This is a genomic window from Geomicrobium sp. JSM 1781026, assembly GCF_041949955.1.
Classification (GTDB): domain Bacteria; phylum Bacillota; class Bacilli; order Bacillales; family Marinococcaceae; genus Geomicrobium_A.
In genome coordinates this window covers 50013-76789 of sequence record NZ_JBHFQF010000004.1, presented here as the reverse complement: position 1 = coordinate 76789, position 26777 = coordinate 50013, and the positions used below count along the sequence as shown (strand labels likewise).

24 protein-coding genes are annotated in these 26777 nt (G+C 43.5%); 21 read left to right on the top strand and 3 right to left on the bottom strand.

From position 1 onward, the window contains the following. Positions 1-12 precede the first annotated feature (12 nt). Positions 13-735: a response regulator transcription factor gene (locus tag ACE1TF_RS08055; RefSeq protein ID WP_042398596.1), complete on the top strand. Its 723-nt coding sequence runs from the start codon at positions 13-15 to the stop codon at positions 733-735. After that, positions 732-2522, top strand: a complete 1791-nt coding sequence (gene pnpS, locus ACE1TF_RS08050; protein ID WP_375015795.1) for a two-component system histidine kinase PnpS — start codon at positions 732-734, stop codon at positions 2520-2522. The genes ACE1TF_RS08055 and pnpS overlap by 4 nt, the downstream gene beginning before the upstream one ends. 912 nt (positions 2523-3434) lie before the next feature. Here pnpS and ACE1TF_RS08045 read toward each other — a convergent pair. Further along, positions 3435-3803, bottom strand: a complete 369-nt coding sequence (locus ACE1TF_RS08045; RefSeq protein WP_375015792.1) for a YusW family protein — start codon at positions 3801-3803, stop codon at positions 3435-3437. Between the two features lie 131 nt (positions 3804-3934). Here ACE1TF_RS08045 and polA point away from each other — a divergent pair, with 131 nt between their 5' ends. The 19 genes from polA (at position 3935) to rplT (ending at position 23817) form a co-directional block, all read left to right on the top strand. Next, on the top strand, positions 3935-6571 hold the full coding sequence (gene polA, locus ACE1TF_RS08040; protein WP_375015790.1) for a DNA polymerase I: 2637 nt from the start codon (positions 3935-3937) through the stop codon (positions 6569-6571). A gap of 12 nt (positions 6572-6583) precedes the next feature. Next, on the top strand, positions 6584-7405 hold the full coding sequence (mutM, locus tag ACE1TF_RS08035; RefSeq protein ID WP_375015788.1) for a DNA-formamidopyrimidine glycosylase: 822 nt from the start codon (positions 6584-6586) through the stop codon (positions 7403-7405). Between the two features lie 84 nt (positions 7406-7489). Then, positions 7490-8149 (top strand): sporulation membrane protein YtaF, encoded by a 660-nt coding sequence (ytaF, locus tag ACE1TF_RS08030; protein WP_042398605.1) that lies wholly within the window; start codon positions 7490-7492, stop codon positions 8147-8149. Positions 8150-8163: 14 nt separating this feature from the next. Continuing rightward, entirely contained in the window at positions 8164-8760 is a 597-nt protein-coding gene (gene coaE / locus ACE1TF_RS08025) for a dephospho-CoA kinase (protein WP_375015785.1), read from the top strand. Between the two features lie 98 nt (positions 8761-8858). Then, the gene (locus tag ACE1TF_RS08020; RefSeq protein ID WP_042398610.1) at positions 8859-9887 is read left to right on the top strand and encodes a glyceraldehyde-3-phosphate dehydrogenase; all 1029 of its coding nucleotides are present in this window, start codon (positions 8859-8861) and stop codon (positions 9885-9887) included. Between the two features lie 128 nt (positions 9888-10015). Continuing rightward, the gene (gene nrdR / locus ACE1TF_RS08015; RefSeq protein ID WP_042398612.1) at positions 10016-10489 is read left to right on the top strand and encodes a transcriptional regulator NrdR; all 474 of its coding nucleotides are present in this window, start codon (positions 10016-10018) and stop codon (positions 10487-10489) included. Between the two features lie 54 nt (positions 10490-10543). Next, entirely contained in the window at positions 10544-11938 is a 1395-nt protein-coding gene (locus tag ACE1TF_RS08010; protein WP_375015782.1) for a replication initiation and membrane attachment family protein, read from the top strand. 3 nt (positions 11939-11941) lie between these two features. Beyond that, positions 11942-12883, top strand: coding sequence for a primosomal protein DnaI (gene dnaI / locus ACE1TF_RS08005; protein WP_375015780.1), 942 nt, complete (start codon positions 11942-11944; stop codon positions 12881-12883). A gap of 86 nt (positions 12884-12969) precedes the next feature. Then, entirely contained in the window at positions 12970-14094 is a 1125-nt protein-coding gene (mqnC, locus tag ACE1TF_RS08000; protein ID WP_375015778.1) for a cyclic dehypoxanthinyl futalosine synthase, read from the top strand. Between the two features lie 150 nt (positions 14095-14244). Beyond that, on the top strand, positions 14245-15090 hold the full coding sequence (gene ytxC / locus ACE1TF_RS07995) for a sporulation protein YtxC (RefSeq protein ID WP_375015776.1): 846 nt from the start codon (positions 14245-14247) through the stop codon (positions 15088-15090). A gap of 303 nt (positions 15091-15393) precedes the next feature. Continuing rightward, a complete protein-coding gene (locus ACE1TF_RS07990; protein ID WP_042398619.1) occupies positions 15394-15573 on the top strand; it encodes a hypothetical protein in 180 nt (59 codons plus the stop codon). 19 nt (positions 15574-15592) lie between these two features. Further along, positions 15593-15901, top strand: a complete 309-nt coding sequence (locus ACE1TF_RS07985) for a DUF4212 domain-containing protein (protein ID WP_042398621.1) — start codon at positions 15593-15595, stop codon at positions 15899-15901. Between the two features lie 29 nt (positions 15902-15930). Beyond that, complete coding sequence (locus tag ACE1TF_RS07980; protein WP_375015773.1) at positions 15931-17598, top strand: sodium:solute symporter family protein; 1668 nt, start codon at positions 15931-15933, stop codon at positions 17596-17598. 1101 nt (positions 17599-18699) lie between these two features. After that, on the top strand, positions 18700-18855 hold the full coding sequence (locus ACE1TF_RS07975) for a DUF6019 family protein (RefSeq protein WP_375015771.1): 156 nt from the start codon (positions 18700-18702) through the stop codon (positions 18853-18855). A gap of 147 nt (positions 18856-19002) precedes the next feature. Beyond that, positions 19003-20151 (top strand): AimR family lysis-lysogeny pheromone receptor, encoded by a 1149-nt coding sequence (locus ACE1TF_RS07970; protein WP_375015769.1) that lies wholly within the window; start codon positions 19003-19005, stop codon positions 20149-20151. Positions 20152-20463: 312 nt separating this feature from the next. Continuing rightward, the gene (gene thrS, locus ACE1TF_RS07965; protein ID WP_375015767.1) at positions 20464-22395 is read left to right on the top strand and encodes a threonine--tRNA ligase; all 1932 of its coding nucleotides are present in this window, start codon (positions 20464-20466) and stop codon (positions 22393-22395) included. A gap of 278 nt (positions 22396-22673) precedes the next feature. Next, a complete protein-coding gene (gene infC / locus ACE1TF_RS07960; RefSeq protein ID WP_042398632.1) occupies positions 22674-23183 on the top strand; it encodes a translation initiation factor IF-3 in 510 nt (169 codons plus the stop codon). Positions 23184-23230: 47 nt separating this feature from the next. Beyond that, positions 23231-23431 (top strand): 50S ribosomal protein L35, encoded by a 201-nt coding sequence (rpmI, locus tag ACE1TF_RS07955; protein ID WP_042398635.1) that lies wholly within the window; start codon positions 23231-23233, stop codon positions 23429-23431. Between the two features lie 32 nt (positions 23432-23463). Further along, complete coding sequence (gene rplT / locus ACE1TF_RS07950) at positions 23464-23817, top strand: 50S ribosomal protein L20 (protein WP_042426839.1); 354 nt, start codon at positions 23464-23466, stop codon at positions 23815-23817. 372 nt (positions 23818-24189) lie between these two features. Here the strand turns inward: rplT and brnQ are convergent, their stop codons facing one another. Both brnQ and ACE1TF_RS07940 read right to left on the bottom strand, forming a co-directional pair. After that, positions 24190-25512 carry a branched-chain amino acid transport system II carrier protein gene (gene brnQ / locus ACE1TF_RS07945; RefSeq protein ID WP_375015764.1) on the bottom strand — a complete coding sequence of 441 codons (1323 nt, stop codon included), beginning with the start codon at positions 25510-25512 and terminating at the stop codon, positions 24190-24192. 499 nt (positions 25513-26011) lie between these two features. Next, on the bottom strand, positions 26012-26719 hold the full coding sequence (locus ACE1TF_RS07940) for a hypothetical protein (protein ID WP_375015762.1): 708 nt from the start codon (positions 26717-26719) through the stop codon (positions 26012-26014). Positions 26720-26777 lie beyond the last annotated feature (58 nt).

Below are 26777 nucleotides of genomic sequence, written 5' to 3'. Positions count from 1 at the left end.
GGAGCCACGTTCATGAGCTATCGAATTCTCGTTGTTGATGATGAACCATCCATTGTTACGCTACTCACATATAACTTTGAGCAAGCAGGCTATTCCGTAGACGCTGCAGTAGACGGTGAACAAGCCGTAGAGCAAGCGCTCGCTCATGTGTATGATGTAATCGTTTTGGATTTGATGCTGCCGGTGTTTGATGGCTTGGAAGTGTGTAGAAGACTGCGGGAGCAACAAGTTACAACGCCTATTTTAATGCTGACGGCAAAAGACGAAGAGTTTGATAAAGTGCTAGGGTTGGAACTTGGCGCTGATGATTATTTGACGAAGCCGTTTAGTCCGAGAGAATTAATTGCTAGAGTGCGCGCGATTATTCGGCGTGTAGAGCAGTCGGGCAAAGGACAAAATCAACAGACAGAAGAAGATGCCAATGAAAAGCAATCGATTGGAGATTTGGATGTTTATCCAGATTACCATGAGGCCTATATAAATGAATCGCGCCTAGAGTTAACGCCAAAAGAATTTGAGTTGCTCCTGTATTTGGTGAACAATAAAGGACGTGTACTTACACGTGATCAGTTGCTCAAAGCAATTTGGAATTATGAATTTGTCGGGGACACAAGAATTGTAGATGTGCACATTAGTCATTTGCGAGAGAAAATTGAACCGAATACGAAAAAACCTGTCTATATTAAAACGGTACGTGGGCTTGGGTATAAAATGGAGAATCCACGAAGCCGATGAATACCTTTCGTGCGCGTTTAATGTTTGCATTATTACTCATTATCGTTACGGTACTAACTGCCCTCGGTCTGCTCCTCGGTTCTTTGATGAATGAGATGAATATGGAGCAAACGGTGGACAGGTTGCAAAAGGAAACAAAACTTCTAGCATTGCAAATCAACCCTTTAGACGAAGACCAGTCACTTGACGTTTATATTGAAGAAGCTAGCAAGCAGCTTGGTGCTAGGATTACCGTGATTAACGACGAAGGAGCGGTCATCGCAGAAAGCCATGCAAGTTATGAATCCAGCACAGTTGATTATTTGCAAAGACCCGAAATTAGAAATGCAGGGGTAGACGATACGGCTGAGGTGAGAACGAGCGAATCTGTCAATGAAGAGATGCTCTATTACGCAGAGCCGATCGGAAACGGTGAAAATGTGGAAGGGTTTGTTAGAATGGCCCTTAATATTGAGCATATTCACGAGGCGACCGGTCGGGTTTGGCTGTTTATTGGCATTAGCTTCTCTGCGGCACTCCTTATCATCATGATCCTCGGATACCGGGTCGGTCATCAGCTCACTCGACCGATTTATGAGCTCACTGAAATGTCAAAGCAATTGGTGAAAGGCAACTACAAAGCTCGAGCCTATGATGATTCTAGCGATGAAATCGGTCAACTTGCTCGATCTGTTAACTTACTGGCATTGAACTTAGACAAAACAACTAGGCGATATGAACGAGAGCATGACCGATTGCGGGCACTTATTGATCATATGGGAAGCGGGTTCATTTTTATAAACCGCCACGGGATCGTCAGTGTAGCAAACCGAATTGGAAGAGAAATCTTTGCTGATGGAGAAGAATTCGAAGGGTTATATTACGAAATTATATCCGATCAAACCCTTGTAAACTTTATTCAATCGGTGTTTATGACCGAAGAAAACAAGCAAGATCGATTACGCCTTGTCACGTCGCCAGCCAAAGAGAGCTATTATGAGGTGTACGGCACACCGATTATGAGTGAGCGTAGTGAACTAGAAGGTGTGGTAATCGTCTTGCATGACATATCAGATTTAAAGCGATTAGAGCAGATGAGAAAAGACTTCGTTGCTAACGTATCACATGAATTAAAGACGCCCGTCACTTCCTTGAAAGGTTTTGCTGAAACACTGTTGGATGGCTCTCATGAGGACCCAGTCATTCGAAAGCAATTTTTAGAAATTATTGGGAAAGAAAGCAGTCGACTCCAAGACCTTATTGAAGATTTGCTTGAGCTATCACGTATTGAGCACCATACGTTTCAACTTCATCCTTCGGCGTTCTTTTTGACTGAAGTCATTTCGGAATCATTGACACTTCTTCATAAAAAAGCAGAGAAAAAACACATTCGACTTGAGGAACGATTCCACGAAGAAATGGAAATGGTCGGTGACGCAGCGAGAATTAAACAGCTCGTCATTAATCTCGTCACCAACGCGATTGTGTATACGCCAGAGAACGGACATGTCACCGTGGAGGCGTTTAGAGACGAGGAGAGTCATCGTTGCGTCATTCAAGTAAAAGACAACGGGATTGGTATTGATGAACAGTCCTTGCCTAGAATCTTTGAAAGGTTCTACCGGGTCGATCGTGCCCGTAGTCGAAATTCAGGTGGAACAGGTTTAGGTTTAGCCATCGTCAAACACCTTGTAGAAGCTCAACAAGGTACAATTACTGCAGAAAGTACAGTGAACGAAGGAACGACCTTTACCGTTCGCTTACCATGCTCAGTAACGAATGAAAACAAACCGAGTTCCGAAGAGTGAGGCACTCGTGCGTTGACTTGATTTAAGAACTATAAAAAGGGCTGTCTAAAAGTTTCTAACGTAAAATCGGAGTACAGATCGTTTTTGATCTGTACTCCGATTTTTGTATGTACGTTTTTTATATGAACTGTATTGGCGGGCGAGGCCCATCGTTTTCTGCAAAGTGTGGAGTATCCCGACTGATCGGAACGAAAGAATTTCATGGGGTGCTAGCATGTGGAGGTTCCATTGTGGACAAAAGTGGAACCACTCCAAGAGTATTTACACAGGGTGGGGCAGGGAGTGCGATTCAATCTTCGTGGCGTTGCGCGGACGAATGTGAACATCGCTTTGGAACTAAATTGCCGTTTATTCTCGTTAAAGTGCTGAATCTAATTCCATTAACGGATGTTTGGAAGTAGATGCCGATCGATTGGAATCAGAAAGAGGCTAAACGGGCACAAATGAGTGAATCTGATTCCAATCGGTGATCTTTGGAACCTGTTCTCCCGCCCCAGCCTCAAAAACCGTGCAACTCAGAAAGAAATCTTACCATAGGAACTCCTATGGTAAGATTTCTCTTCTTTTTCGCACCCAGGTGTAGCAGATCCTACCATAAAAACGGCAAATCCTACCATAGAACAAACAATGGTGTGATTTTAGCTGAATCAACTCCCAAAATAGAAAAAATCTTACCATAGCCAGAAGCCACCCCGAGGTTTGCTACGTAAAACGCCAAGTCTCTAAAACCGTAGCACTGTCTACACTGCTCGTTCTCATCGCCCTCATCGTTAGACCGAGGAGGCCTCCGCGACCTTGAAAACACGGAGGTCGTCTTATGCCACCGAGGTTACACTGATCGTCTGGACTGCATAGAAAAAAGGGCTGTGCCGAAGGTCTATTCTAAGACCTTATTGATCAGCCCCTTTACGATTACTTCACCGTTTGCGATTTCCCGCCATCAAACGTAAGTTCTAGTGAAAAGTCTTTTACTTCTTTTTCCGATAACTGAAGTTTGTCCAAAACCTTTAATTTAACTTGCTCATCTTGAAGGTCTTGGGTGAGTCCTAAACTGAATATAAACGATTCAATTTTAGGTTTCGCTTCTTCACCGCTAAGCTCCTGGTCATTCATCTGATAATCGTACATTTCATCAAACAAATGGTATGTTATTTCATACGTTTCTTCTGCATGTACTACCAACTCAAAATCGGTAATGCTCGGACTGGCGTAACCGATTGACGATACAAACCCGCTGAACAAGATCAGAATGAGTAGCAGGATGATGATGACTTTCTTCACAGAATTCCCTCCTTTGTGAATGCATTTCATATTTTTTACCAATGGATGAATGACTATACTACTGAAAGAGAAACGCTAAGCGAGATATGATAAAATATGAACAGCAATAGAGAACGGAAAGGGGTCTTCCATTGGAGAAACTTGTACTTATAGACGGAAATAGTATTGCGTATCGAGCATTTTTTGCATTGCCACTCCTGACAAATGATAAAGGGGTGTACACAAATGCGGTGTACGGATTTACGAACATGCTTATGAAAATTCTTGAAGAGCAAAAACCGACACACATTCTGATTGCTTTTGACGCTGGGAAAACGACGTTTCGACACAAACAATATGAAGCGTATAAAAGTGATCGACAAAAGACACCACCAGAGCTGTCAGAACAGATGCCGATCATTCGTGAGGTGCTAGAATCATTAAGCATTCCATCGGTTCAAGTTGAACTATATGAAGCGGATGATATTATCGGAACACTTTCTAAGCGGGCCGAAGAACATGGGCAAGACGTGCGTGTGTTTACAGGTGACAAAGATTTATTGCAACTCGTAAGCGAGCGTACTCACGTCGCCATTACAAAAAAAGGAATTACGAATGTTGACTGGTATGATGAGGCGGCAATGAAGGAGACGTACGGCATCCCAGCTACACACATTCCTGACATGAAAGGACTTGCCGGTGACTCGTCCGACAACATTCCAGGGATTCCTAAAGTTGGAGAGAAGACAGCGCTCAAGCTACTAAAAGAGTTTGGCGATATTACTGAGGTACTGGACCATGCAGATGATGTGTCGGGTCCTAAATTGCAGGAACGATTAAAAGAGTTCCGGGATCAAGCGCTTATGAGTAGAGAGCTGGCGGTCATTGACCGTGATTCCCCTGTTGATATGAGCATCGAGTCATTGGCTTATTCAGGCTTTGATTCGTCGGCTGTGCGGAAACTATTTAAGGAGTATGGCTTTAACTCCTTAATGAAGCATCTCGACAACGACGATGATCACCCAGAAGAAGCGAGCGCTGAATTGGACGATTTTACATTTCAACATGAAAACGATGTGACGAGTCAAATGCTCGTCTCACCCGCTGCACTGATCATTGAAGACCCTATGGATAATTATCATCATGCGGACCTATGGGGGATGGCAATTGTAAATGAACAAGGTTCGTTCACCGTGCCGATAGAAGCGGCGCTCGCGTCGGATGATTTTAAAGGCTGGCTCGCTGACAGCACGAAAAAGAAGTATCTGTTTGACGCAAAAAAATCTACGGTAGCACTAGGTTGGCGAGATATTGCACTCCAGGGGGTTGAGTTTGATGCGCTCATTGCTTCTTACTTAATTGACCCGTCATTATCTAGTCACGACCTTGCCGACATTTCAGAACGAAGAGGTCAACATACCGTGCTTACGGATGAGGAAGTGTATGGCAAAGGTGCAAAGCAAAAGAAGCCAGAAAAAGATGCGCTACTTGATCATATTGCAAGAAAAGCAGCGACGCTTTGGAAACTCGTTCCGATGCTTTCAACAGAACTCAAACAGAACGATCAAAAAGATCTTTTTGAGACGTTAGAACTTCCTTTGTCCACAGTTTTAGCTGAAATGGAGCTGTTTGGGGTGTCTGTTGACCAAGAACAGTTGAAAGTGATGGGGACAGAACTAGAAGAGCGGTTAACGACGTTAGAAAAGGACATTCACACACTTGCAGGCACAGAGTTTAATATCAACTCACCGAAACAGCTTGGACCGATTCTTTTTGAACGCTTGGAGCTTCCGGTCATTAAAAAGACGAAAACAGGCTATTCCACAGCGGCAGATGTATTGGAGAAGCTCGAGGACAAGCATGAGATCATTCCGAAGCTGTTGCTCTACCGTCAAGTGTCCAAATTGAAATCTACGTACGTAGAAGGCTTATTGAAAGTGATTCATAAAGATACGAACAAGATTCACACTCGGTTCAACCAAGCGCTTACGCAAACAGGCCGATTAAGTTCTGCGGATCCGAATTTGCAAAACATCCCGATTCGACTTGAGGAAGGACGAAAGATCCGAAAAGTATTCGTCCCTTCAAAAAAGGATTGGGTCATTCTAGCTGCTGACTATTCACAAATTGAATTACGTGTGCTTGCACATATGTCTGGTGATGAGAAGTTGATGCAGGCTTTTCATGAAGGAGAAGACGTGCATACGAAAACAGCTATGGATGTTTTTGATGTGTTGAAGTCTGAAGTGACAAGTGAAATGCGAAGAAACGCAAAGGCGGTCAACTTCGGGATTGTATATGGAATCAGCGACTACGGGCTGTCTCAAAACTTAGGGATTACGAGAAAAGAAGCACAGTCTTTCATCGATAAATACTTTGAAACGTACCCGAAAGTGAAACAGTATATGGATGACTCGATTGCACATGCAAAAGATGAAGGGTATGTGACGACGTTATTAAAGCGTAGACGGTATTTGCCAGACATAAACAACCGGAACTTTAATTTGCGTGGATTCGCAGAAAGAACGGCGATGAACACGCCGATCCAAGGCACTGCAGCTGACATCATTAAAAAAGCGATGGTTGACGTGGCGAATGCACTGACAGAACGAAATTATGAGAGCCGCTTGTTACTACAAGTGCACGATGAACTCATTTTTGAAGTGCCGAAGAACGAATTGGCGGATCTTGAACAACTGGTTACGCAGTTAATGAGTGAAACTCTTCCGCTTGATGTTGAACTCGTCGTGGATGTCGAGCATGGAAACACTTGGTATGAAGCAAAATAAGGAGCTAGACGTATGCCGGAACTTCCTGAAGTAGAAACAGTCAAACGAACGCTCCTCGAGCTCGTCGAAGGTAAAGAGATTGTAGAAGTCCAAATCGGATGGCCAAAAATAATTAAGCGTCCAGATGATGTTGAACATTTTAAAATGCTCGTTCGTGGCCAGCGTATGGAAACGATAAAACGAAAAGGAAAGTTTTTGATTTTTCATCTGAGTGATTACACCCTCGTTTCTCATTTGCGCATGGAAGGAAAGTACTCTCTTGTGACGACGAATGAGCCGGATAAGCATACACATGTACGTTTCCTTTTTACCGATGGTACGACACTTGAGTACCAAGATGTGCGGAAGTTTGGTACGATGCATCTGTTTGATAAAGGTGATGAGCTCATCCATGCACCGTTGAACAAGCTAGGCCCAGAGCCCATTCTTCCTGATTTCACAGCCGAGTACCTTCTCGGAAAAATAAAAACAACGTCTCGGTCCATTAAAGCGGTGCTTCTCGACCAGTCCATCACTGCAGGTCTTGGCAACATCTACGTGGACGAAGCGTTGTTTCGAGCTCGTATCCATCCTGGGAAGATCGCGTCTCAGCTCGATGCAGAAGAAGCAGCCCGAATTGTTATCCACGCAAAAGAGACGCTAGAAGATGCCATTCGAGCGGGCGGCTCTTCCATCCGTTCTTACTTGAATGGCAATGGGGATATGGGGTATTTTCAACAACAGTTGTTTGTTTATGGTCGCAAAGGCGCGCCGTGTAAAGTATGCTCCGCCCCGATCGAAAAAAATGTAACAGCGGGCAGAGGCACACATTTTTGTAGTCACTGTCAGCGGTAACGAAAAGTACCTCCTCAATACGTACGTCGGATAAGTCTAAAACATAGGCTATTGTGAGTACGTAGTTTGAGGGGGCTGACTCGTTTGGATTCCTTTGTTGCAATACTTATATTGGCGTTTGCCGTAAGTGTAGATGGTTTTGGTGTTGGGATGACGTATGGATTAAGAAAACTGCGGATTTCAATGATCCCGATATTGCTCATTGGTTTGTGCTCGTTCTCCGCGGTATTATTATCGGGGATGGTAGCCAACGCCTTGTTTCAATATATACCGGTTGCGTTTGGTGACTACATTGGTGGGGGCATTATCATTCTCATCGGGGTGTACGCTATTATCCAAGCCGCACACCACTCTAACGAAGCAGGAACAGTACCATCTGTGCAAATCAAACCGCAAGCAGATGAAAAAATGCTCAAGTGGGAGTTTAAAAAGCTCGGATTAGTGATTCAAATTCTAAAAAAACCGACCGTTGCTGATATGGATAATTCTGGAAGTATTGGTGTGAAAGAATCCGTGCTTCTAGGAATTGCCTTGTCTTTAGATGCGTTTGGTGCGGGATTTGGTGCCGCGATACTTGGTTATTCCATGATTTGGTTTGCTTTGTTAGTTTCGGTGATGTGTGTGTCATTTTTAATACTCGGAAAAAAGAGCGGACGAAAACTGGCAAACGTAAAGATGTTCGAAAAGCTCGCATTTGTCCCAGGTTTATTACTCATTTGTATTGGTCTCATTAACTTTATTTAAGGAGCAAGGTACGTATGATCATCGGTCTTACAGGTGGAATTGCAAGTGGAAAAAGTTTTATTGCTGAACTGTTACAGCGAAATGGCTTACCGATTATTGATGCCGACCAGATTGCCAAAAAAATTGTCGAGCCAGGAGAAAAGGCGCACGCGCTAATCAAGGAGCGATTTGGTAACGGCGTATTTCACGATGACGACACGCTCCACCGCAAAAAACTCGGTGTTATTATCTTTAACGATGAAAAAGAGCGTCAAGCGTTAAACGACATTATGCACCCGCTCATTCAGGAAGAGTCAACGCGGCAACAAAGAGATTACGAAGAAAAAGGTCATCGGACGATTGTGTATGATATTCCTTTACTTGTAGAAAATAATCGCATGGACAGCGTCGACCAAGTACTTCTCGTATTTGTGGACGAAAAGACGCAATTAGAGAGGCTTATGGAGCGTGACAACAGTAGCGAGGAAGAAGCGAAGTCCAGAATTGCTTCGCAAATCCCTCTAGATGAGAAGAAAAAATATGCGGATGAGATTGTTGATAATTCAGGATCTAGACTTGACAGTGAAAAACAAGTAGAGAAGATTCTAAAAAAATGGAATGTGTGTTCTTAACGTACAAATAGAAGAAAAACATCGTACAAGTATATGTTATATGATATACTAAATAGCGAATGAAGAATGATTAGTATATCATATTAGGGGGCACCGAGATGAAAGCAAAAGTTGCGATCAATGGATTTGGAAGAATAGGCAGAATGGCGTTTAGACGCGCCTTTTTCGAAGATGATATTGAAATCGTTGCAGTGAACGCAACGCATTCTCCAAAAACCCTCGCACATTTGTTACAACATGACAGCACACATGGGAAATTTAGTGCTCAGATTGATACAACTGATGATGCGTTTATTGTAGATGGTAAAGAAATTCGCCTTATTCAAAACCGCAATCCATTGGAACTGCCATGGGAAGAGCTTGGCGTGGATGTCGTTATTGAAGCTACTGGCAAGTTTGTCACGGGTGAAACCGCAGGCATGCACATTCAAGCAGGTGCAAAGAAGGTCGTCATTACAGCTCCTGCTAAAGATGAAGATGTGACGGTCGTTATGGGTGTAAACGAAGAGGATTATGACCATGAACATCATCACGTCATTTCCAATGCGTCGTGTACGACGAACTGCTTAGCACCTGTCGTGAAAACACTTGATGACGTGTTTGGTGTGGAAAGTGGTATGATGACAACGGTTCATGCATATACAAATGACCAAAAGAACATTGATAATCCACATAAAGATTTGCGCAGAGCGAGAAGCTGTGGGCAATCGATTATCCCTACTACAACAGGGGCAGCAAAAGCGATCTCCCTCGTGTTACCTCATTTAGAAGGGAAGCTGAACGGGATGTCGCTGCGCGTACCAACGCCTAACGTTTCGCTTGTTGACTTGGTATGCGACTTGCAAAGTGATGTGACTGCAGAAGAAGTGAATGAAGCATTTCGATCTGCAGAAGAGAAAGAAATGCAAGGCATTCTCGGTGTTTGTGACGACCCTCTCGTCTCCATTGATTTTAACGGAGATGATCGATCATCAATTATAGATAGCATGTCGACAATGGTCATGAATAAGCGCCAAGTAAAAGTGTTTGCATGGTATGATAACGAATGGGGCTATGCATGCCGTGTCGTAGACCTCGTCAAGTTAATTGGTAAGAAGATCAATGAAACGACAGCTATTAAAGGATAACATTAAGGCGCAATGAAGACGTTATGTTTTCATTGTGTTTTTTCATGTTTTCTCGGAATGGAACAGCTGTTCAAGACATGGTATAGTATGAGTAGAATGCAAATGACAAAGAAATAGGGAGTGAAACAATGATCTGCCCGGTATGTCACTCGAATGGTACACGAGTGCTTGATTCAAGGCCGCATCATGAAGGCCGTTCAATCCGTCGACGCAGAGAATGTGAAGAATGCTCCCATCGGTTTACGACATATGAAACGGTCGAAGAAACGCCGATGATCGTCGTGAAAAAAGACGGTAATCGTGAGGAATTTAGTCCTGATAAGATGCTTAGAGGGTTGATTCGCGCCTGCGAGAAGCGACCGGTATCCATGGATACGCTTAAAGAGATTGTGCATGAAACTGAAAAGCAATTGCGAAGCGATCCGGCGCTAGAAGTACAAAGCGGCCGAGTGGGAGAATTAGTCATGGAACAACTGTCCGAAGTCGATGAGGTGGCATATGTCCGCTTCGCGTCTGTGTATCGACAGTTTAAAGATATTAATGTGTTTATTGATGAACTGAAAGATCTTATGAATCGCAGTGATGAAGGGGCCAAGAAGTGAACGATTCCGCTGAAGGGCCTTTTTGTGTGTAGAAAGAGAAAGCAGGTGTTGGTTTTGTCTTGGACATGGAGCGAAGTTCGGCCCGTTGATGGATATCGTGTGCGCATGATGGGACCGTTTTCGGAAATGGACCAAAAAGCACTCGTGCTGTTATACCAACCTTTAATTGGCGCTTTGGCCGTTAATGTCTATTTAACGTTATACTATCGGTTGGAAAGAGACACGTATATGTGTCAAGGAAGCACGCATCGTGAATTAATGGTTACTTTAGGCGAACAGATGCATTTGATTTTAGAAGCACGCAAAAAACTAGAAGCAATTGGGCTGTTAACGACGCTTATGCAACACCAAAACGACGGTGAAGACCGGATGTTTGTTTATGATTTAAAGACACCGTTATCAGCGAAAGAATTTTTGGAGGATCCGCTGCTCGGTGTTTTCTTGCAAAATCGCATTGGAAGAAACCGATTTAAAGAAGTTCGAAGAAGATTTAGTACTTCAAAACTTACCGGTGAATGGGAAGATAAAACGGTGGCATTTAATGATGTGTTCCAAGCGATAAAAGATTCTGAGCTTCAACAAGATCCTGTTGACGAGCATGTGGACACAGCCACAAGTCGACAGACTGAACAGCCGGTCATTGCAGGAGAACCTCTTGATCCGGTTACGTTAAAGACATTTTTGCCTCCATTCTTTTTACAAGAAAAGTTGCTTACGAACGAAGTGTTAGTCGTTGTACAACAACTAGCGTTTATCTACAAAATTGATGAAAAGACGATGAGTCGTTTTCTCGTCGAGGCAATGGTGGGTGACGACACGATTGATACAGAACGCTTACGGTTGAAAGTGAAGGATTGGTACCGGACGACCCATGGACAAACCCCACCAAAACTTGGGATGCGTACGAGTAAAGCGAGTCAAGATTCAAGTAAACAACCCGTAAGTGAAGATGATAAGATGGTACAGTACTACGAGCGGATCTCTCCACTGGACCTTCTTACTAGTCTATCTGATGGTGCTTCTGTTTCCCCTGCAGACTTACGCTTAGCAGAGTCACTCGTTCATGATTATCAATTTTCGCCAGGCGTAGCGAACACACTCATTGATTATGTGATGCGAACGAACGATAAAAAGCTTGACGCTGCTCTCGTGCAGAAGATTGCGGGTCATTGGTCGAGAAAACGGATTAAAACCGTGGAAGAAGCGATGCGCCTTGCTAAACAGGAATACAAAAACCGTAAAGATGCAAAGCATAAACAAACCAATGCTCAAAAAGCGACTCCAAGAAAAGCACGTAATCAAGGGTCAAACAGGCAGGATAAATTACCGAAGTGGTTGACAGAAGAGCCTAAGGAAACAAGCGAAGATACAAAGAAAAAGAAAACGAAAGAAGATCGACAAGCATTTGAATCTCTATTGGAACAATATCAACGAGGAGGTGGGGAGTAAACAATGGAACCGATTCGTGATTCAATTAGAAAGTATATGAATGAGAGTGGCTGGAGTTCGAGGTTGAAACAAACGAGTGAACGTTTGTTTCAAGACGAGCGAATTGAGCAATGGTTACAAACGCATCAGGATGAGTTAGAAGATGGAGCTATTCAGCAAGGACTTTCACAGCTATATGAATACAAAAGTGCAAGTATCGACTGTGATCGGTGTACGAGCTTGGATAGTTGCACAAACTTGATGCGTGGGCATCAACCTGAGCTTTATGTTGAAAATGGTCAAATTCAAATGCGGTACCTACCGTGCCCGAGTAAAAAAGCACATGATGCCAGGCGAGTACGAGAAGGACTTGTCAAAAGCATGTACGTATCCGAAGAGTTTAAAAAGGCTTCTTTTAATGCGATTGATTGGGATGAATCAGATGATACAAGGGGAAAAGCTGTCATTCAGTCACTTCGGTTTGCTAATGAAACCCATCCAGGTGAGCAAGGTGAAGGCCTTTATTTGCACGGAATGTTTGGCGTCGGCAAAACGTATATTGCAGCGGCCATCCAGAACACGCTTGCAGAAAGAAACATCCAATCGATGCTCGTCTACGTTCCTGAGTTCTTTCGAGAAATGCGACAGTCGGTTGCCGATGGAACCGTCACTGAGAAATTAGAAGCGGTTAAGCGTGTACCTGTGTTGCTACTCGATGACTTAGGAGCAGAAACGATGTCAAGTTGGGTGCGCGATGATGTTTTAGGTGTGATCTTACAATACCGCATGACAGAAAAGTTACCAACGGTGTTTACGTCTAATTGGGATTATGATGAATTAGAAGATCACTTGAGTTTCTCCCAAAAAGGGGGAGAAGAACGCTTGAAAGCCAAGCGGGTAATGGAACGAATTCGACCACAAACGACAGAACTTTTTGTAGCGGGAAGAAACCGACGCCACACATGAATGAGCAAAGATTGTCGCAGCAAAGAAACACACTATGTTACGATAGATGTTGAATAGAATTTGATTCGGGATTAGGAGGAGTCTTCATGAGTATCGATCACATCCTTGAAAGAGCAACGGCTGGGGAACGATTGACAATGGAAGATGCGGTTAGGCTATATGAAGTTGATGAGAACAACGATCAAGAAATGGAGAAGCTCGGAAAAGCTGCGGATACAATGATGAAAAAGTGGCATCCCGATCCGATTACGACGTTCGTCATCGGACGGAATGTAAATTATACGAACTTTTGTGATACGTACTGTCGTTTTTGTGCGTTCTATCGTCCGCCAGGACATGAGGAAGGCTATGTTCTCTCCGACGAAGAAATCTTCAACAAAATCCAGGAAACCGTTGATGTAGGTGGAACGGAGATTCTTATGCAAGGTGGAACGAATCCAGATTTGCCGTTTACATACTACACCGACCTGCTAAGAAACATTAAAAAACGCTTCCCGGACATTACGATGCACTCATTCTCACCTGCTGAAATTTATAAGATGATGGATGTTTCGGGCATGGAACTTGAAGAAGTGTTGCAAGCGTTGAAAGATGCTGGGCTAGACTCATTGCCTGGTGGCGGGGCAGAGATTCTTACAGAAGAGAATCGTAAGGCTGTAAGCCGTCTGAAAATTGACTGGAAACAATGGATTGAGTGTATGAAGACAGCTAAGAAAGTCGGCATGCACGGAACAGCTACGATGGTCATCGGATTTGGCGAATCTAATGAAGAACGTGCCCTACATTTACAACGAGTGAGAGATGCACAAGACGAGACGAACTGCTTCTTAGCGTTTATCTCGTGGACATTCCAACCAGATAATACCCGTATGAAAGGGGAGAAAATTACCCCGAACGGTTATCTGAAAAACGTAGCCATTAGTCGACTGTTTCTAGATAATGTCCCGAACTTCCAATCTTCATGGGTAACGATGGGACCAGAAACAGGTAAGCGTTCTTTACATTTTGGTTGCAACGACTTCGGAAGTACAATGATCGAAGAAAACGTAGTGTCTGCAGCAGGGACTACACACAAAGTAAACAATAACCGGGCGCTAGACATTATTCGTGAAGCAGGTAAAACGCCTGCCGTACGTGACACGAAGTATAATACACGCCACGTATTTGCTGAAGATGAACGAGTATCCCGAGACTTTGAAATGCAAAACTAAACACTTGATCGAGAAGAAGTCCTAGCGACTTCTTCTTTTTGTACCAATTTATTGGCATGTTTGTCCCTCATAAGCCATATGATGAATCAGAGTGAAGCGCTGAACGGTACGCGTACTGTAACTGACGTAAGGCACAGAGGGGGCTTGGGTGTGCATTCCATTGAATTTAATGATGGCATTAATAGTGTGAGTGTTTATGAAAGACTAAAAGGAAGCATTCGAGAAATCGCCGCGGATTTCTCCGTCGAGCAGCATGAAGGGCAATTACGTGTTCAACATTCAGGAACGAGTGATGAATGGTTAGAATCGATTATTCCGTATGTGGCCACGATTTTAACCGATGAGATCGTCGAGCGTTATGAAAGCCAGTTGATGATCCAAAAATTTAAAAAAAGTCATGCATTGAAAGACCGTACCGAACAAGAACAAGTCATGGAATTGATGAAAGCCATACTATCAGGTGAAAGAACAGAAATTCCCATTGGAAAGCGAGTGAATCAACGTGTTGATGTGCTCTATCATTGTGTATATCGGCACCTTCAACAGTACTCCGTATTTCAATGGAACCCCTTCTTAAACTTTTGCATTGGAAGTTATATTCATTATTTAGATGATTTAACTGAAGCCGTTTTGGAAGAGTATACACTTGAACAAGAATATCAGACGATTGTAGAACAGCTTCGGTCTTATGTAGAAAGTTCAGAACCACAATGCACAGAGGTTCATCTATGGTATCCGAATCAAACGGAATTCCGCTTTTGTGATCAATCTGGAGTAGAGTGGGGACTTGCAAGAAGAACACACCATACAGATGGCAACCTTGTCTTTGAAGAGGGACTGCTTCCAAAAGAACGCATCATAAGTCCAATCGCAAGTCTCGCTCCAAAACGACTTTACGTTTACACTGACCGAGATGACGGTGTAATTTTGACACTTCGTAACATCTTCCAAGAGAGAATAAACCTACGCGCCTTTGAGCAGTGGGAGTTTGTATAGATAAGATCTTTTATAAAAAATTGCTACAAAAACAAATGGCGGACATGCTCGTAGTCGAGTGAGCCGCAAAAACATGCCACAGCTCGATACTCGATCGCAACTCGCGACGGGTATTTTTTATGGAGGAAATTTATGTTTCATAAATAGTTAAAATAATATAAATTGACACTCATTTTTCTGTCATGTAAGCTAAGTACAACTCGCACTGCTGGAAGGGAGGACATGCTTATATTGTAAGCGGTTTCTTGAGTGTAGTAAAGTAGAATTTATTTAACATTTTTTGTAAAAGAGGGGAATGATTTGATGCTCCTTATTCTTTTTTGGGGAATTGTCATTGCTAGTATTTTTCTGACGGTACGAAGGAAACAACCGATCTATTTGGGTGTGCCCATTGCTGCGATTGGTCTCTACCTTTTCGTTTCCATTATCCAAGTACCGCTTTCGTTTCGTGAAACAATCACCTTTATCTTTGGTTTACGGTAATCGATGAGGAGGATTTCAGATGATCAAAGTATCAAGTAAAGACGCAGAGAATTATTATAAAATTCGTATAGTTATGATTGTTTCTTTTCTTGTGGTTGCTTGTGCGGTTTCATTTGGTGTAGCACTATTTGCAGATTTCTTCTCGCAATTTTCTTTCATGGGGATGCCTCTTCACTATTACATGGGCGCGCAAGGTTCAGTACTCGTGTTTATCGTGTTGCTTATCTTAAATGCTGTACTGAATGATCGATTAGATGCGAAGTACGGTGTTGACGATTCTGAGAATGAAAGAATTGTTGCATCAAGCGGGAGAACATTAGACGAATAAAGTGATGTGAACGTCGGGAGGAGGATTATGTGGATACGCAAACACTAGTTTCTGTAGGAATGATTTTAGCTACCTTTGCTCTATATATTGTAATTGCGATTTATACACGCTCGAAAGAAACGTCAGAGTTCTATGTAGCATCAAGAGGGATTCCTCCGTTTTGGAACGGGATGGCGATTGGTGCAGATTGGATGAGCGCTGCTTCGTTTATTGGTATGGCAGGTACGGTAATGATACTTGGGTACGATGGTCTTCCATATATCATGGGTTGGACAGGAGGATACTTGTTCTTAACCTTTTTACTTGCACCTCAACTACGTAAATACGGACGTTTTACAGTTCCAGAGTTTATTGGAGACCGGTTTCGAAGCGATACAGCAAGGGTAATTGGTGCTGTAGCTACGTGTATTATTAGTTTTACTTACTTAATTGGACAGTTGTCCGGTTCAGGGGTTGTAATTGGACGTTTGTTTGCAATTCCTACTTGGGCTGGTGTATTACTTGGTGTGGGGATTATTGCCATTTATGCAACGCTCGGTGGGATGAAAGGGATTACGTGGACACAAGTTGCCCAATATCTCATTTTAATTATTGCTTACGTCATTCCGATTGTTTTTATGTCACTACAAGTGACGGGCAACCCGCTTCCTTGGTTGACGTACGGTAATGTTATCGATGAGATTGGGGCAATAGACCGAGAACTAGGGCTCACTGAATATTTTGCTCCGTTCTCAGAAAGTACACAAAGTCAATTCATTGCTCTCATGTTTACACTTATGCTAGGTACAGCAGCTCTACCTCATGTTATTGTGCGCTTTTATACAGTCACTACAATGAAGGCAGCAAGATGGAGTGGTGCCTGGGCGCTGATTTTCATTGGGGTGTTATATTTATCAGCACCTGCATACGCCGCATTTTCGCGCTTTATTCTGATGACACAAGTTGCCGGTCAACCGATGGATCAATTGCCGGCATGGGTGGATCGTTGGGTTGATACAGGCTTATTGTCCGTGGCTGACACAGATGGCGATGGAATTCTAAGTTGGCAAGAGATTACCGTCTCTCAAGACATGGTCGTTATGGCCACTCCAGAAATTGCAAACCTTGGTCTTTTTGTCATCGGTTTGGTTGCTGCCGGAGCGATGGCAGCCGCTTTATCTACGGCAGGGGGGCTGTTAATCACAATCAGCTCGTCCATTGCTCATGACGTATACTTCCGCTTATTACGGCCAGACGCAAGTGACAAAAAACGATTAAAGGCCGGTCGAATTGCGATCTTCTTAGCGACGATTGCTGCTGGGTTGTTGGCGCTTGACCCGCCAGGGGTAATTACACAAATTGTCGCTTGGGCCTTTGCCATTGCTGGTGGAACGTTCTTCCCTGTCCTTTTCCTAGGAGTGTGGTGGAAGCGTATGAACAAGCAAGGGGCGATTGCCGGGATGTTAATTGGTCTGAGCACAACGCTCGGGTACATCTTTATGGCCATGAATGGATTCACGTTGTTCGGTGTCGGTGATACAGGAGCTGGAATCTTTAGTGTACCGATTAACTTGATCACGTGTATCGTTGTTTCCTTAATGACAAAGGCACCTTCACAAGAGATCCAAGAAGAAGTGATTAACCTTAGATACCCTGAACAAATGACGTATAAAGATGGAGAGATTTGGCTCGATAAAGAAGACAACGTACAAAAATAATATTGCTGAGGGGGTTGTCTCAAAAGCCTCTAAAGTAAAATTGGAGTACAAATCGTTTTTGATCTGTACTCCAATTTTTGTATGTACGTTCTTTCTGTGTAGCGTTTTGGCGGGCAAGACCCTCCATTTCTTTAAATTGTGGTGTATTCCGACTGATGGGAACGAAAGGCGGTGCCTTCTGCGGGAGCAGTGCCGGATGAGCCCTCGCAGGCCATAAAATCTATATAGAATGAAGGTCATCGGACGTTCGGATGTGGAATTTCCCTCGTTATTTCATACAAATGGAACGGCATGATAAAAGTCGAATCAGTCCAATGGTGTTTATACTGGGTGGGGCAGGGAATGGTTCACATTGTCCGCGCGAGTTTTCACTTTCTGCGATCAAGTTTGCTCTTTTTAGCGATCTTTAGCGCTCATTCAGCTAAACTCCTGCGCAGTTTGTTCCAACTGGAGCGCAGATTCCAGGCTGAAGTGCCAACGATCCGAAATCGTTCTCGATTCGGCGCGACTCGCGCCGACTGAATTTTGGGTTTTCAATTCAGGGTTCGGAACAAGGCGTGCGACTCAATGAACATCGCTTTGGAACTAGATGGCTGTTCATTTTCTTTAAAATGTTGAACCTGGTTCCATAAACGAATGTTTGGAAGTAGATGCCTTTCGATTGGAATCAGAAAAGGCAAATTGATCACTTTTGATTGAATCTGATTCCAATCAGTGAACTTTGGAACTAGGTCCTCCGTTCCGCACAGGGAACCGGGCAACTTGGGCGGTACGATGAGGTGGTTGCCCTACACTCTGAGTGTCAAGTAAACACGGTGGCAGGGGTGCAGCACCTTGCCGCCAATGTCGCACGTATAATCTGGACGACTAGCATCCGCCTGTAGTGGAAATCAAAAACCCCACTAGTTATAGATATCCGGTAAGCTGTAACTGATCTAAGTTACGAAATTCATTAATAGAAAAAGGGGCTGTACCCAAAGTCTATTCTAAGACCTTATGGGTAACACTCCCTCAGTTTTGTTCATTGTTTCCCGGGAAATAATGCAGATAGGTTTTTCGTTCAACAATGGAGGGTACTGCACACATAAAGGAGTTGTTTTTGTGGATATTTTATTCGTTGTTGGAATGATCGTTCTTAATTTTATTGCCCTTTACTATGTGATTAAGTGGGCAGTCGAACACGGAATTAATGCTTCAAAACTCGTCAATAAAGAAAAAGACAACTTTGAGGAACCGTTTGACAGTGACAAATCTTAGGGAATTTTGTAGAAATGATAGCAGTTCTGTCGGATTGTGTTGGCATTGATGGAAACCACTTGCCGTTTCACGTCGAACTGAATAAACTAATGAGTAGAGGCTGATTGAATCGGTGCGCCGTATGTAATTTTGGAAGGTGGAGTGGGAATGAGTAAGCTGAAAGAAGCATTACGAGAAGCGATGGATAAAGATCGCACGTTGGCACAATCGTTAGCGAAGGTGGCAGGTTATTCCAATCCGACACCTATCTACAAATTTGTTAACCATCCCGCGCGCGAGTTTCAATCGTTTGCCACCTTGTTGAAAGTGACGGAGGCTGCATTCCCGGATCGTATTTTCGAACTTATGGAAACGTACATACCTTCTCTGGACGTAAACGGCAAAAATGCCCGCTATGCGTTAGAGTATACGTCTATTGAAATGCAACACCTTCACGATCAACATATAGAACGCATGTTGGACGCTTCAAATGCGGAGAGCGTAATTTATGCGCAATACTATAAGATTATGCAACAGATGAAAGTGCAGCTTTCTCCTGATGAAGATATGGTTAAGAATATCTCCAAACTTCCAGCTCCGACAGATGAAACGTATACACTCAAATACATTTCCATGGCCTATCTTTTTGCCCATGAAGGAGAACATTCGTTGTTTACGCTATGCTCTAAGCTTGCTTATAAGAGCATTGCCTTTTTGACAGAAGAATACATGGCGGAGAGCTATAAGATGAGGATACACGTATTACTAGGGGTATCCTATACTCAACTTAATCAGCTTGAGAAAGCTAGGCATTACTTGAAACAATTATATGACATTCATCGACCGGCGCTACAATCTTGGTTTTCGTTACATATGGGACGTTCTTATTTGTTCTCTGATTTTCAAAAAGCAGAGAACTATTTTACGGAAGGGATGAACAACCCCTATTCACTAGAACGTTTCGTTAGCTTAAATAAACGAAGTGCAAACTTATTGTATTCGTATTGGGGTGTGAATAAACATTATTCACTTGACGAGTCATTGCCAGTAAACCAGCTTTCGCATGTCATTTATTTAATTAGTCAAAAAAAACACAATGATTCTGTTCAGAAAATTAAATCATTAAATACGAACGCTTTATCTGAGTGGGACCGCGCAACGTTGTACTATTTTCAATATAGAATGACAGAAGATGACAGCTTCCTCTATCAAGCAATCGCTGAATGTAAGCGATGCAATGAATGGCATTTTAGAAGCGTATGTATAAAGGAATTAACCCATTTAAATCCTCACTTACGAGAGGCGTTAGAAGTGTAGGTTGCAAACTCTTCACATTCACTATATAATATCGGTACATTGAAATGGCACGGAAGAGGACACGGGCTCAAGATACAGATTTCAGAGAGAAAAGCCATCGGCTGAAAGCTTTTCATCCAAGGTCTTGATGCTCACCCCCTCGGAGCTGTAGCGAAGAACAAGTGTAATGAGTATTTGCTGCCGTACCCCGGGCGTTAACCGGTCTCAAGCGTATCAATTAATTTGTTGATGCATGAGGGTGGAACCGCGGGTATAGCTCGTCCCTTTTTTAGGGACGAGTTTTTTCGTGTTTACATTAAAGGAGATGAAAAGATGGCAGAATCAATTCAATTAACATTTCCAGATGGTGCTATGAAGTCATTTGATGTGGGCACATCGTTGGAAGAAGTTGCAAGTTCAATTAGCTCGGGTCTAAAAAAACAAGCAGTCGCAGGGAAATGGAATGACCAGTTGGTCGATCTGCGTACGCCGATTGAAAGTGACGGCCGGATCGCAATTTATACGTATAAAGATCCAGAAGGTCTTGACGTGTTGCGTCATAGTAGCGCTCATACTTTGGCACAAGCAGTAAAGCGTTTGTACCCTGATGCGAATTTCGGTGTCGGCCCAGTCATTGAAGGTGGCTTTTATTATGACATTGATACTTCGCATACAATTACACCGGAAGACTTGCCTAAAATTGAAAAAGAAATGAACAAGATTATGGATGAGAATCATGAGATCGTTCGAAAAGTTGTTTCTCGAGAAGAAGCGAAGCAATATTTTCAGAACATCGGTGATAATTTGAAGTTGGAACTCATTGATGCGATTCCAGAAGGCGAAACGGTTTCGTTATACGAACAAGGTGAGTTCACGGACTTGTGTCGCGGGGTACACGTGCCATCTACGAGCAAACTAAAGAAAGTAAAACTGATGAACATTTCAGGTGCATATTGGCGTGGCGACAGCAACAACCAAATGCTGCAACGAATTTACGGAACTGCCTTCCCGAAACAAGCAGAACTGGATGAGCATTTGCGTTTATTAGAAGAAGCCAAAGAACGGGACCACCGAAAGCTCGGCAAAGAGTTGGAGATCTTCACCGTGAACCAAAAAGTGGGTCAAGGGTTGCCACTTTGGCTTCCTAAAGGCGCCACCATTCGTAGAACAATCGAGCGTTACATCGTTGATCTTGAAGAGAGACTTGGCTACGATCATGTGTATACGCCGGTTTTAGGTAGTGTAGATTTGTACAAAACGTCAGGGCATTGGGATCATTATCATGAAGACATGTTCCCGCCGATGGAAATGGACAATGAAGACCTCGTTCTCCGTCCGATGAACTGCCCACACCATATGATGGTTTACAAAAACAGTCTGCATAGCTATCGCGAACTACCAATACGCATTGCAGAACTCGGTACAATGCACCGTCACGAAATGTCCGGGGCATTAGCAGGATTGCAACGTGTCCGTGGGATGACGTTGAATGATGCTCATATTTTCTGTCGTCCAGATCAAATGAAAGAAGAGTTTTTGCGCGTCGTTGACCTCATTAAAAATGTGTACAACGATTTTGGCATAAATGATTATTATTTCCGCTTATCGTACCGCGACCCAGAAGATAAAGAGAAATATGTTGATAACGATCAGATGTGGGACAAAGCACAAGCTCTTCTAAAAGAAGCAATGGATGAAACAGGTGCAGAGTATGTAGAAGCTGAAGGAGAGGCGGCTTTTTACGGTCCTAAACTAGACGTGCAAGTGAAAACGGCTCTTGGGAAAGACGAGACGCTTTCTACAGTTCAGCTAGATTTCCATCTACCAAATCAAATGGACTTGACGTACATTGGTGAAGACGGGAAAGAACACCGTCCAGTCGTCATTCACCGCGGGGTTGTGTCGACGATGGAACGCTTTGTCGCTTTTCTCATTGAGGAGTACAAGGGCGCTTTACCGACGTGGTTATCCCCAGTACAAGTTCAGCTCATTCCGGTTTCTTTGGAAGTGCACAAAACGTACACAGAAAAAGTGAAAGAAGCATTACAAAAAGCGGGTGTACGTGTCGAAGTCGATGTACGTGAAGAGAAACTTGGCTATAAGATTCGCGAAGCCCAAACGAAGAAGATTCCATACACACTCGTTCTAGGAGATAAAGAACAAGATGCGTTGGAAGTGAACATTCGTAAATACGGGGAAACGGACACCGAGTCGCAACCTCTTGATGCGTTTGTTGAACAAATGAAAGCAGAAGCTCGTAAATAGTATGCGGTAGGAAATGGGTGTAGGGCGTTGACAATAGCCCAACCTTCCTGTATAGTAATGAAGTATTGAACATGTTGCACTCAAGCAGAAGCGCCCGCTTCTCACCTGCAAAGCGTCGAAGTCTTCGGCAGTTACCAGGTATGCAATCGAACGTGATGGCAGTAGCGGGCGCCGTATGTTTACGGCCCCGCTTTTTTGTGTGCAAAACTGTTTTTGTGAGCATGTTTAGATTCATATCGCTTTAAATTTGACGGAGGTGGCTCACGATTCGTAAAGATATGAAGCTCAATGATGGGATTCGTGCACGTGAAGTGCGTCTCATCGACGCTAATGGCGAACAATTAGGTGTGAAACCAAAGCGCGAAGCGCTTGAACTAGCATCGAAAGCTGAATTAGACCTCGTTCTTGTTGCCCCTAATGCAAACCCACCGGTTTGTCGCATTATGGACTACGGAAAGTATCGTTATGAGCAACAGAAGAAAGAGCGAGAAGCTCGTAAAAAGCAAAAAGTCATTAACGTAAAAGAAGTGCGCCTAAGCCCGAACATTGAAGAGCATGATTTCAATACGAAGCTTAGAAATGCACGTAAGTTCTTAGAGAAGGGCGACAAGGTGAAAGCGGCAATTCGTTTCCGTGGACGTGCCATTACCCACTCACAAATAGGACGTGAAGTATTAGTCCGTCTTGCTGACGAATGTAAAGACCTTTCGACTGTGGAAACACATCCGAAAATGGAAGGACGCAGTATGTTCTTAATTCTTGCACCAAAGGCAGACGATAAGAAGTAAATATGTAGAGCGTTGCTCAACATGTAATGTGTAAAGGAGGAAACACCATGCCAAAAATGAAAACACACCGCGGTGCTGCGAAGCGCTTTAAGCGTACAGGATCAGGGAAATTAAAGCGCGGCCATGCAAACACAAGCCACTTGGCTGCTGCCAAGACAGAAAAGCAAAAGCGTCACCTTAGCAAACAAGCAGTAATGGACAAAAGTGATCAGTCACGCATTGAGCCGTTACTCCCATACAAAAAATAATCGGAAACAGGTAACCAGAGGAGGGATTGACGATGCCAAGAGTAAAAGGTGGAACAGTCACACGTCGTCGTCGCAAGAAGATATTAAAGCTCGCAAAGGGCTATTACGGTTCGAAACATGCGTTGTTCCGTACAGCGAAGCAACAAGTTATTAAATCAGGACAATATGCATACCGCGATCGTCGTAATCGTAAGCGTGAATTTCGTAAACTTTGGATTGCGCGTATCAATGCAGCTGCACGCATTAACGGACTTTCGTACAGCCGTTTGATGCACGGACTTAAACTTGCGGATATTAATATTAACCGTAAAATGCTTGCTGACCTTGCTGTCAACGACAAAGAAGCATTTACAGCACTTGCTGACAAAGCAAAAGCAGAACTATAAAAAACCAGCCTACGGGCTGGTTTTTTATATGGATAAAAGAATGATTACACGTACGTTACTACGTAGTGAAGTTGAATACGACTCACCGGTGCTATAACACCATCATGCAGACGTGCGTTTTGCGGTTTTATTTAGAAAAAAATGAACATCAAATACGCTTGATCTGGATGTGTGCACGCTTTCGACATGGAAGTGCACACTTATGACAAAGATGTGCACTCAATCGACAGAGGAGTGCACGCTCTCGACAAATAGGGCATACGCTTCCAGAGACAACTCCAAATCCACAATCGCCGGCAGAATCAAAGATGAGTTCTGCCGGCGATTGTTCGGGTTTTCACCCTCATTATAAGTGCGCGTAGCGAGTGTTAACTACGTTGTATGGTTCCTTTGTTTTCTAGACACTAAATACCCAATCGCCGCACCGACTAAAGCAGGAACGACCCAGCTGAGGTCGAGTTGTGAAAGAGGTAAAAGCATCCTTAATTCTTCAAGGAAGTACGGTAGCAGGTTCGCTTCATCTAGGCCGTCCATTGCGCTAACGATGGCTGTAAGCGTGACTGAATAGCGATAGACTGCGGTTCTTCCTCCGAAGAGGTTGTGCGTAAATGCGAGCACAATTAGTACGATAATGATTGGATAGATAAACGTAAGAACCGGTAACGAAAAGGAGATGAGTGTGTCGAGTCCCATATTTGCAATGAAAAAGCTAAACAGAGTAAGGATAAACACAAACAATCGATACGAAACCGATGGGAACCAGCGATTGAAATAGCGAGCACATGAGGCAATCAATCCAACGGCTGTTGGGATACAAGCTAAGATTATCGCTAGAGCAAGAAGGACGTTTCCTGGCAGTCCAAAATACTCAAAAGCATTTAGTTGCAGAATTTGCCCCCCATTTTCATGATCTCCTAAAACGTTTGCATTTACCGCGCCAAGGTAGCCTAAACCGGTATAGATGATCGAAAGCAACAGCGCAGCAATAATACTCACTTTCCAAGTGATTTTACGTGTGTGTATGGGGTCATTTACACCTTGCGATCGAATGGCTTCGAGTACGAGAATACCAAAGACAAATGCAGCAATCGTATCCATCGTTAAGTATCCTTCAGTGAAACCAGAGAAAAAGGCGAACTGATCATACACGTTTGTTGGCGCTGTAAAGGAACCAAGAGGACCAAAAATGGCACTAAACAAAAGAATGGCGAGGACAACGAGTAAAAAAGGTGTAATGATCTTGCCAATCCGATCAATAAATTTACCAGGTGTCGCTGCGAGCCAGTAGACGATGGCAAAGTATAGAAGTGAGAATACAAGTAATGAAAAGGCTCCGATCGTATCTAAAAATGGCGTCACACCGATCTCGTAAGAAACAGCGGCTGTTCGCGGTACAGCAAACAGCGGGCCAATCGCAAGAAAGGTAAGAGTCGTGAATAGTGTGGCAAACAACGGGTGCACCCGCTTACTTATCGCTTCAGCATCGTCAGACCCTGTATAAACAATCGCAAGGACTCCGAGTATCGGTAGACCAACACCAGAGAGAAGAAAGCCGAACATCGCAAACCAAAAATTCTCGCCCGCTTCATAACCAAGGAATGGTGGAAAGATGAGATTTCCTGCACCGAAGAATAAGGAAAAAAGCATAAGTCCGATAAAAAAGATCTGTTTAGTGGAGAGTGTTGAAGTGTTCATTTCTGAAGCTCCTAGCTGTTTCAATTTTGAATAAGACCCAGTGTAGCACATTATGAACACGTATAAAAATTCAGATTTGTTGGTAATGCGCTTTCAATCTTACAATTTAGCAACACTTATCATGTTAATTTGTCAATGGATGCGTAACCGCTCATGTTTAAAAGTCTCTTGAGTGGTCTTCCGTCCCAATGATGAACAAGAAAAAATCCTCCAATTTCATTTTCAGTAATAAAACTCGCGCAGATAGGATTCTTATTACTTCCCCGATTCCATGAATAATAAGCATCGACGAAAATACGGCTTCCATGCTAGGGGTCTCCACTCCTCAAAATCGCACTACTGATAGTCAGTCGCTCTTTTTTAAACATAGTAAATTCAATGACGATGGGATCAACAAAACGTAGTTTCTCATGTGTAAGAGCCAGAAAAAGTAAAGGCACATTTTGAGTACCCTTACTCTTATTTTCTAGAGATAATTGTTCGCCGAACAGCCCTAGCCCTACCAGCTGTAACGATTTCGCAGCTGTTCGTAGATGTCAAGTTTTGTATCAATACGATCCGCAAGTTGCTCCGCGTAATACGCATGCGACTCACTCTTCGCCATTAACGTTTCATAGGCCTCCACAACGTCATCTGGATCATGGTACGCTAAACGTTCAGCTAGACGTTCCCTCTCATCCGGATGAAACAGAAAATTGTAAGGGTCGGAACCGTCAACGTTGAATGTCGTCCAGGTGCCGAGCGTGACATCGCTGTCTTCTAATAAAAGAATGTACTCGCTTTCTGCTTGCAACGGCGCGTGTGAATCAAGCAAGTGAAGAATTCGATCGCCCTCGAGCACATATGGTTCGCGAACGTGGAGATTGTCCCCTACAGCAATATCATTCTCCGAACGATTGTCTAATACATTTAGCACTTCCACTTCGGTTTCGGTGAAAAATTCCTCCATTCCATCTTCAGGGCTGTCAGTATGATAAGAAATTTCAGATTTTCGTTCTTCAAAAGTTTCGCTTACCGTAACATGAAGAACGTAATCGGCTTCGTCGACATACTCATCCGGTGTTGTCGTGTATGCAACGTTAACAACGGGGGTAATGAGGTCGTACGAAAGCCACGGTGCTTGTGCTACATCATCTGACGATGTCTCTCCCGTTCCACATCCGACGAGTATCAGGGCAACGACACCGAAAAGTGCATAACGTTTCATCTTATTACCTCCTGCAAATATAAACGGTGTGCCTGAATAAATGTTACAATTAAATTTA

Bases quoted from the DNA above. Each gene is read 5' to 3' on its own strand.
- infC (WP_042398632.1), top strand. From the start codon at position 22,674: ATGAAGCTCAATGATGGGATTCGTGCACGTGAAGTGCGTCTCATCGAC.
- dnaI (WP_375015780.1), top strand. From the start codon at position 11,942: ATGGAACCGATTCGTGATTCAATTAGAAAGTATATGAATGAGAGTGGC.
- ACE1TF_RS08020 (WP_042398610.1), top strand. From the start codon at position 8,859: ATGAAAGCAAAAGTTGCGATCAATGGATTTGGAAGAATAGGCAGAATG.
- brnQ (WP_375015764.1), bottom strand. From the start codon at position 25,512: ATGAACACTTCAACACTCTCCACTAAACAGATCTTTTTTATCGGACTT.
- mutM (WP_375015788.1), top strand. From the start codon at position 6,584: ATGCCGGAACTTCCTGAAGTAGAAACAGTCAAACGAACGCTCCTCGAG.
- ACE1TF_RS07970 (WP_375015769.1), top strand. From the start codon at position 19,003: ATGAGTAAGCTGAAAGAAGCATTACGAGAAGCGATGGATAAAGATCGC.
- ACE1TF_RS07985 (WP_042398621.1), top strand. From the start codon at position 15,593: ATGATCAAAGTATCAAGTAAAGACGCAGAGAATTATTATAAAATTCGT.
- rpmI (WP_042398635.1), top strand. From the start codon at position 23,231: ATGCCAAAAATGAAAACACACCGCGGTGCTGCGAAGCGCTTTAAGCGT.
- ACE1TF_RS07990 (WP_042398619.1), top strand. From the start codon at position 15,394: ATGCTCCTTATTCTTTTTTGGGGAATTGTCATTGCTAGTATTTTTCTG.
- nrdR (WP_042398612.1), top strand. From the start codon at position 10,016: ATGATCTGCCCGGTATGTCACTCGAATGGTACACGAGTGCTTGATTCA.
- thrS (WP_375015767.1), top strand. From the start codon at position 20,464: ATGGCAGAATCAATTCAATTAACATTTCCAGATGGTGCTATGAAGTCA.
- mqnC (WP_375015778.1), top strand. From the start codon at position 12,970: ATGAGTATCGATCACATCCTTGAAAGAGCAACGGCTGGGGAACGATTG.
- pnpS (WP_375015795.1), top strand. From the start codon at position 732: ATGAATACCTTTCGTGCGCGTTTAATGTTTGCATTATTACTCATTATC.
- ACE1TF_RS07940 (WP_375015762.1), bottom strand. From the start codon at position 26,719: ATGAAACGTTATGCACTTTTCGGTGTCGTTGCCCTGATACTCGTCGGA.
- coaE (WP_375015785.1), top strand. From the start codon at position 8,164: ATGATCATCGGTCTTACAGGTGGAATTGCAAGTGGAAAAAGTTTTATT.
- rplT (WP_042426839.1), top strand. From the start codon at position 23,464: ATGCCAAGAGTAAAAGGTGGAACAGTCACACGTCGTCGTCGCAAGAAG.
- ACE1TF_RS08055 (WP_042398596.1), top strand. From the start codon at position 13: ATGAGCTATCGAATTCTCGTTGTTGATGATGAACCATCCATTGTTACG.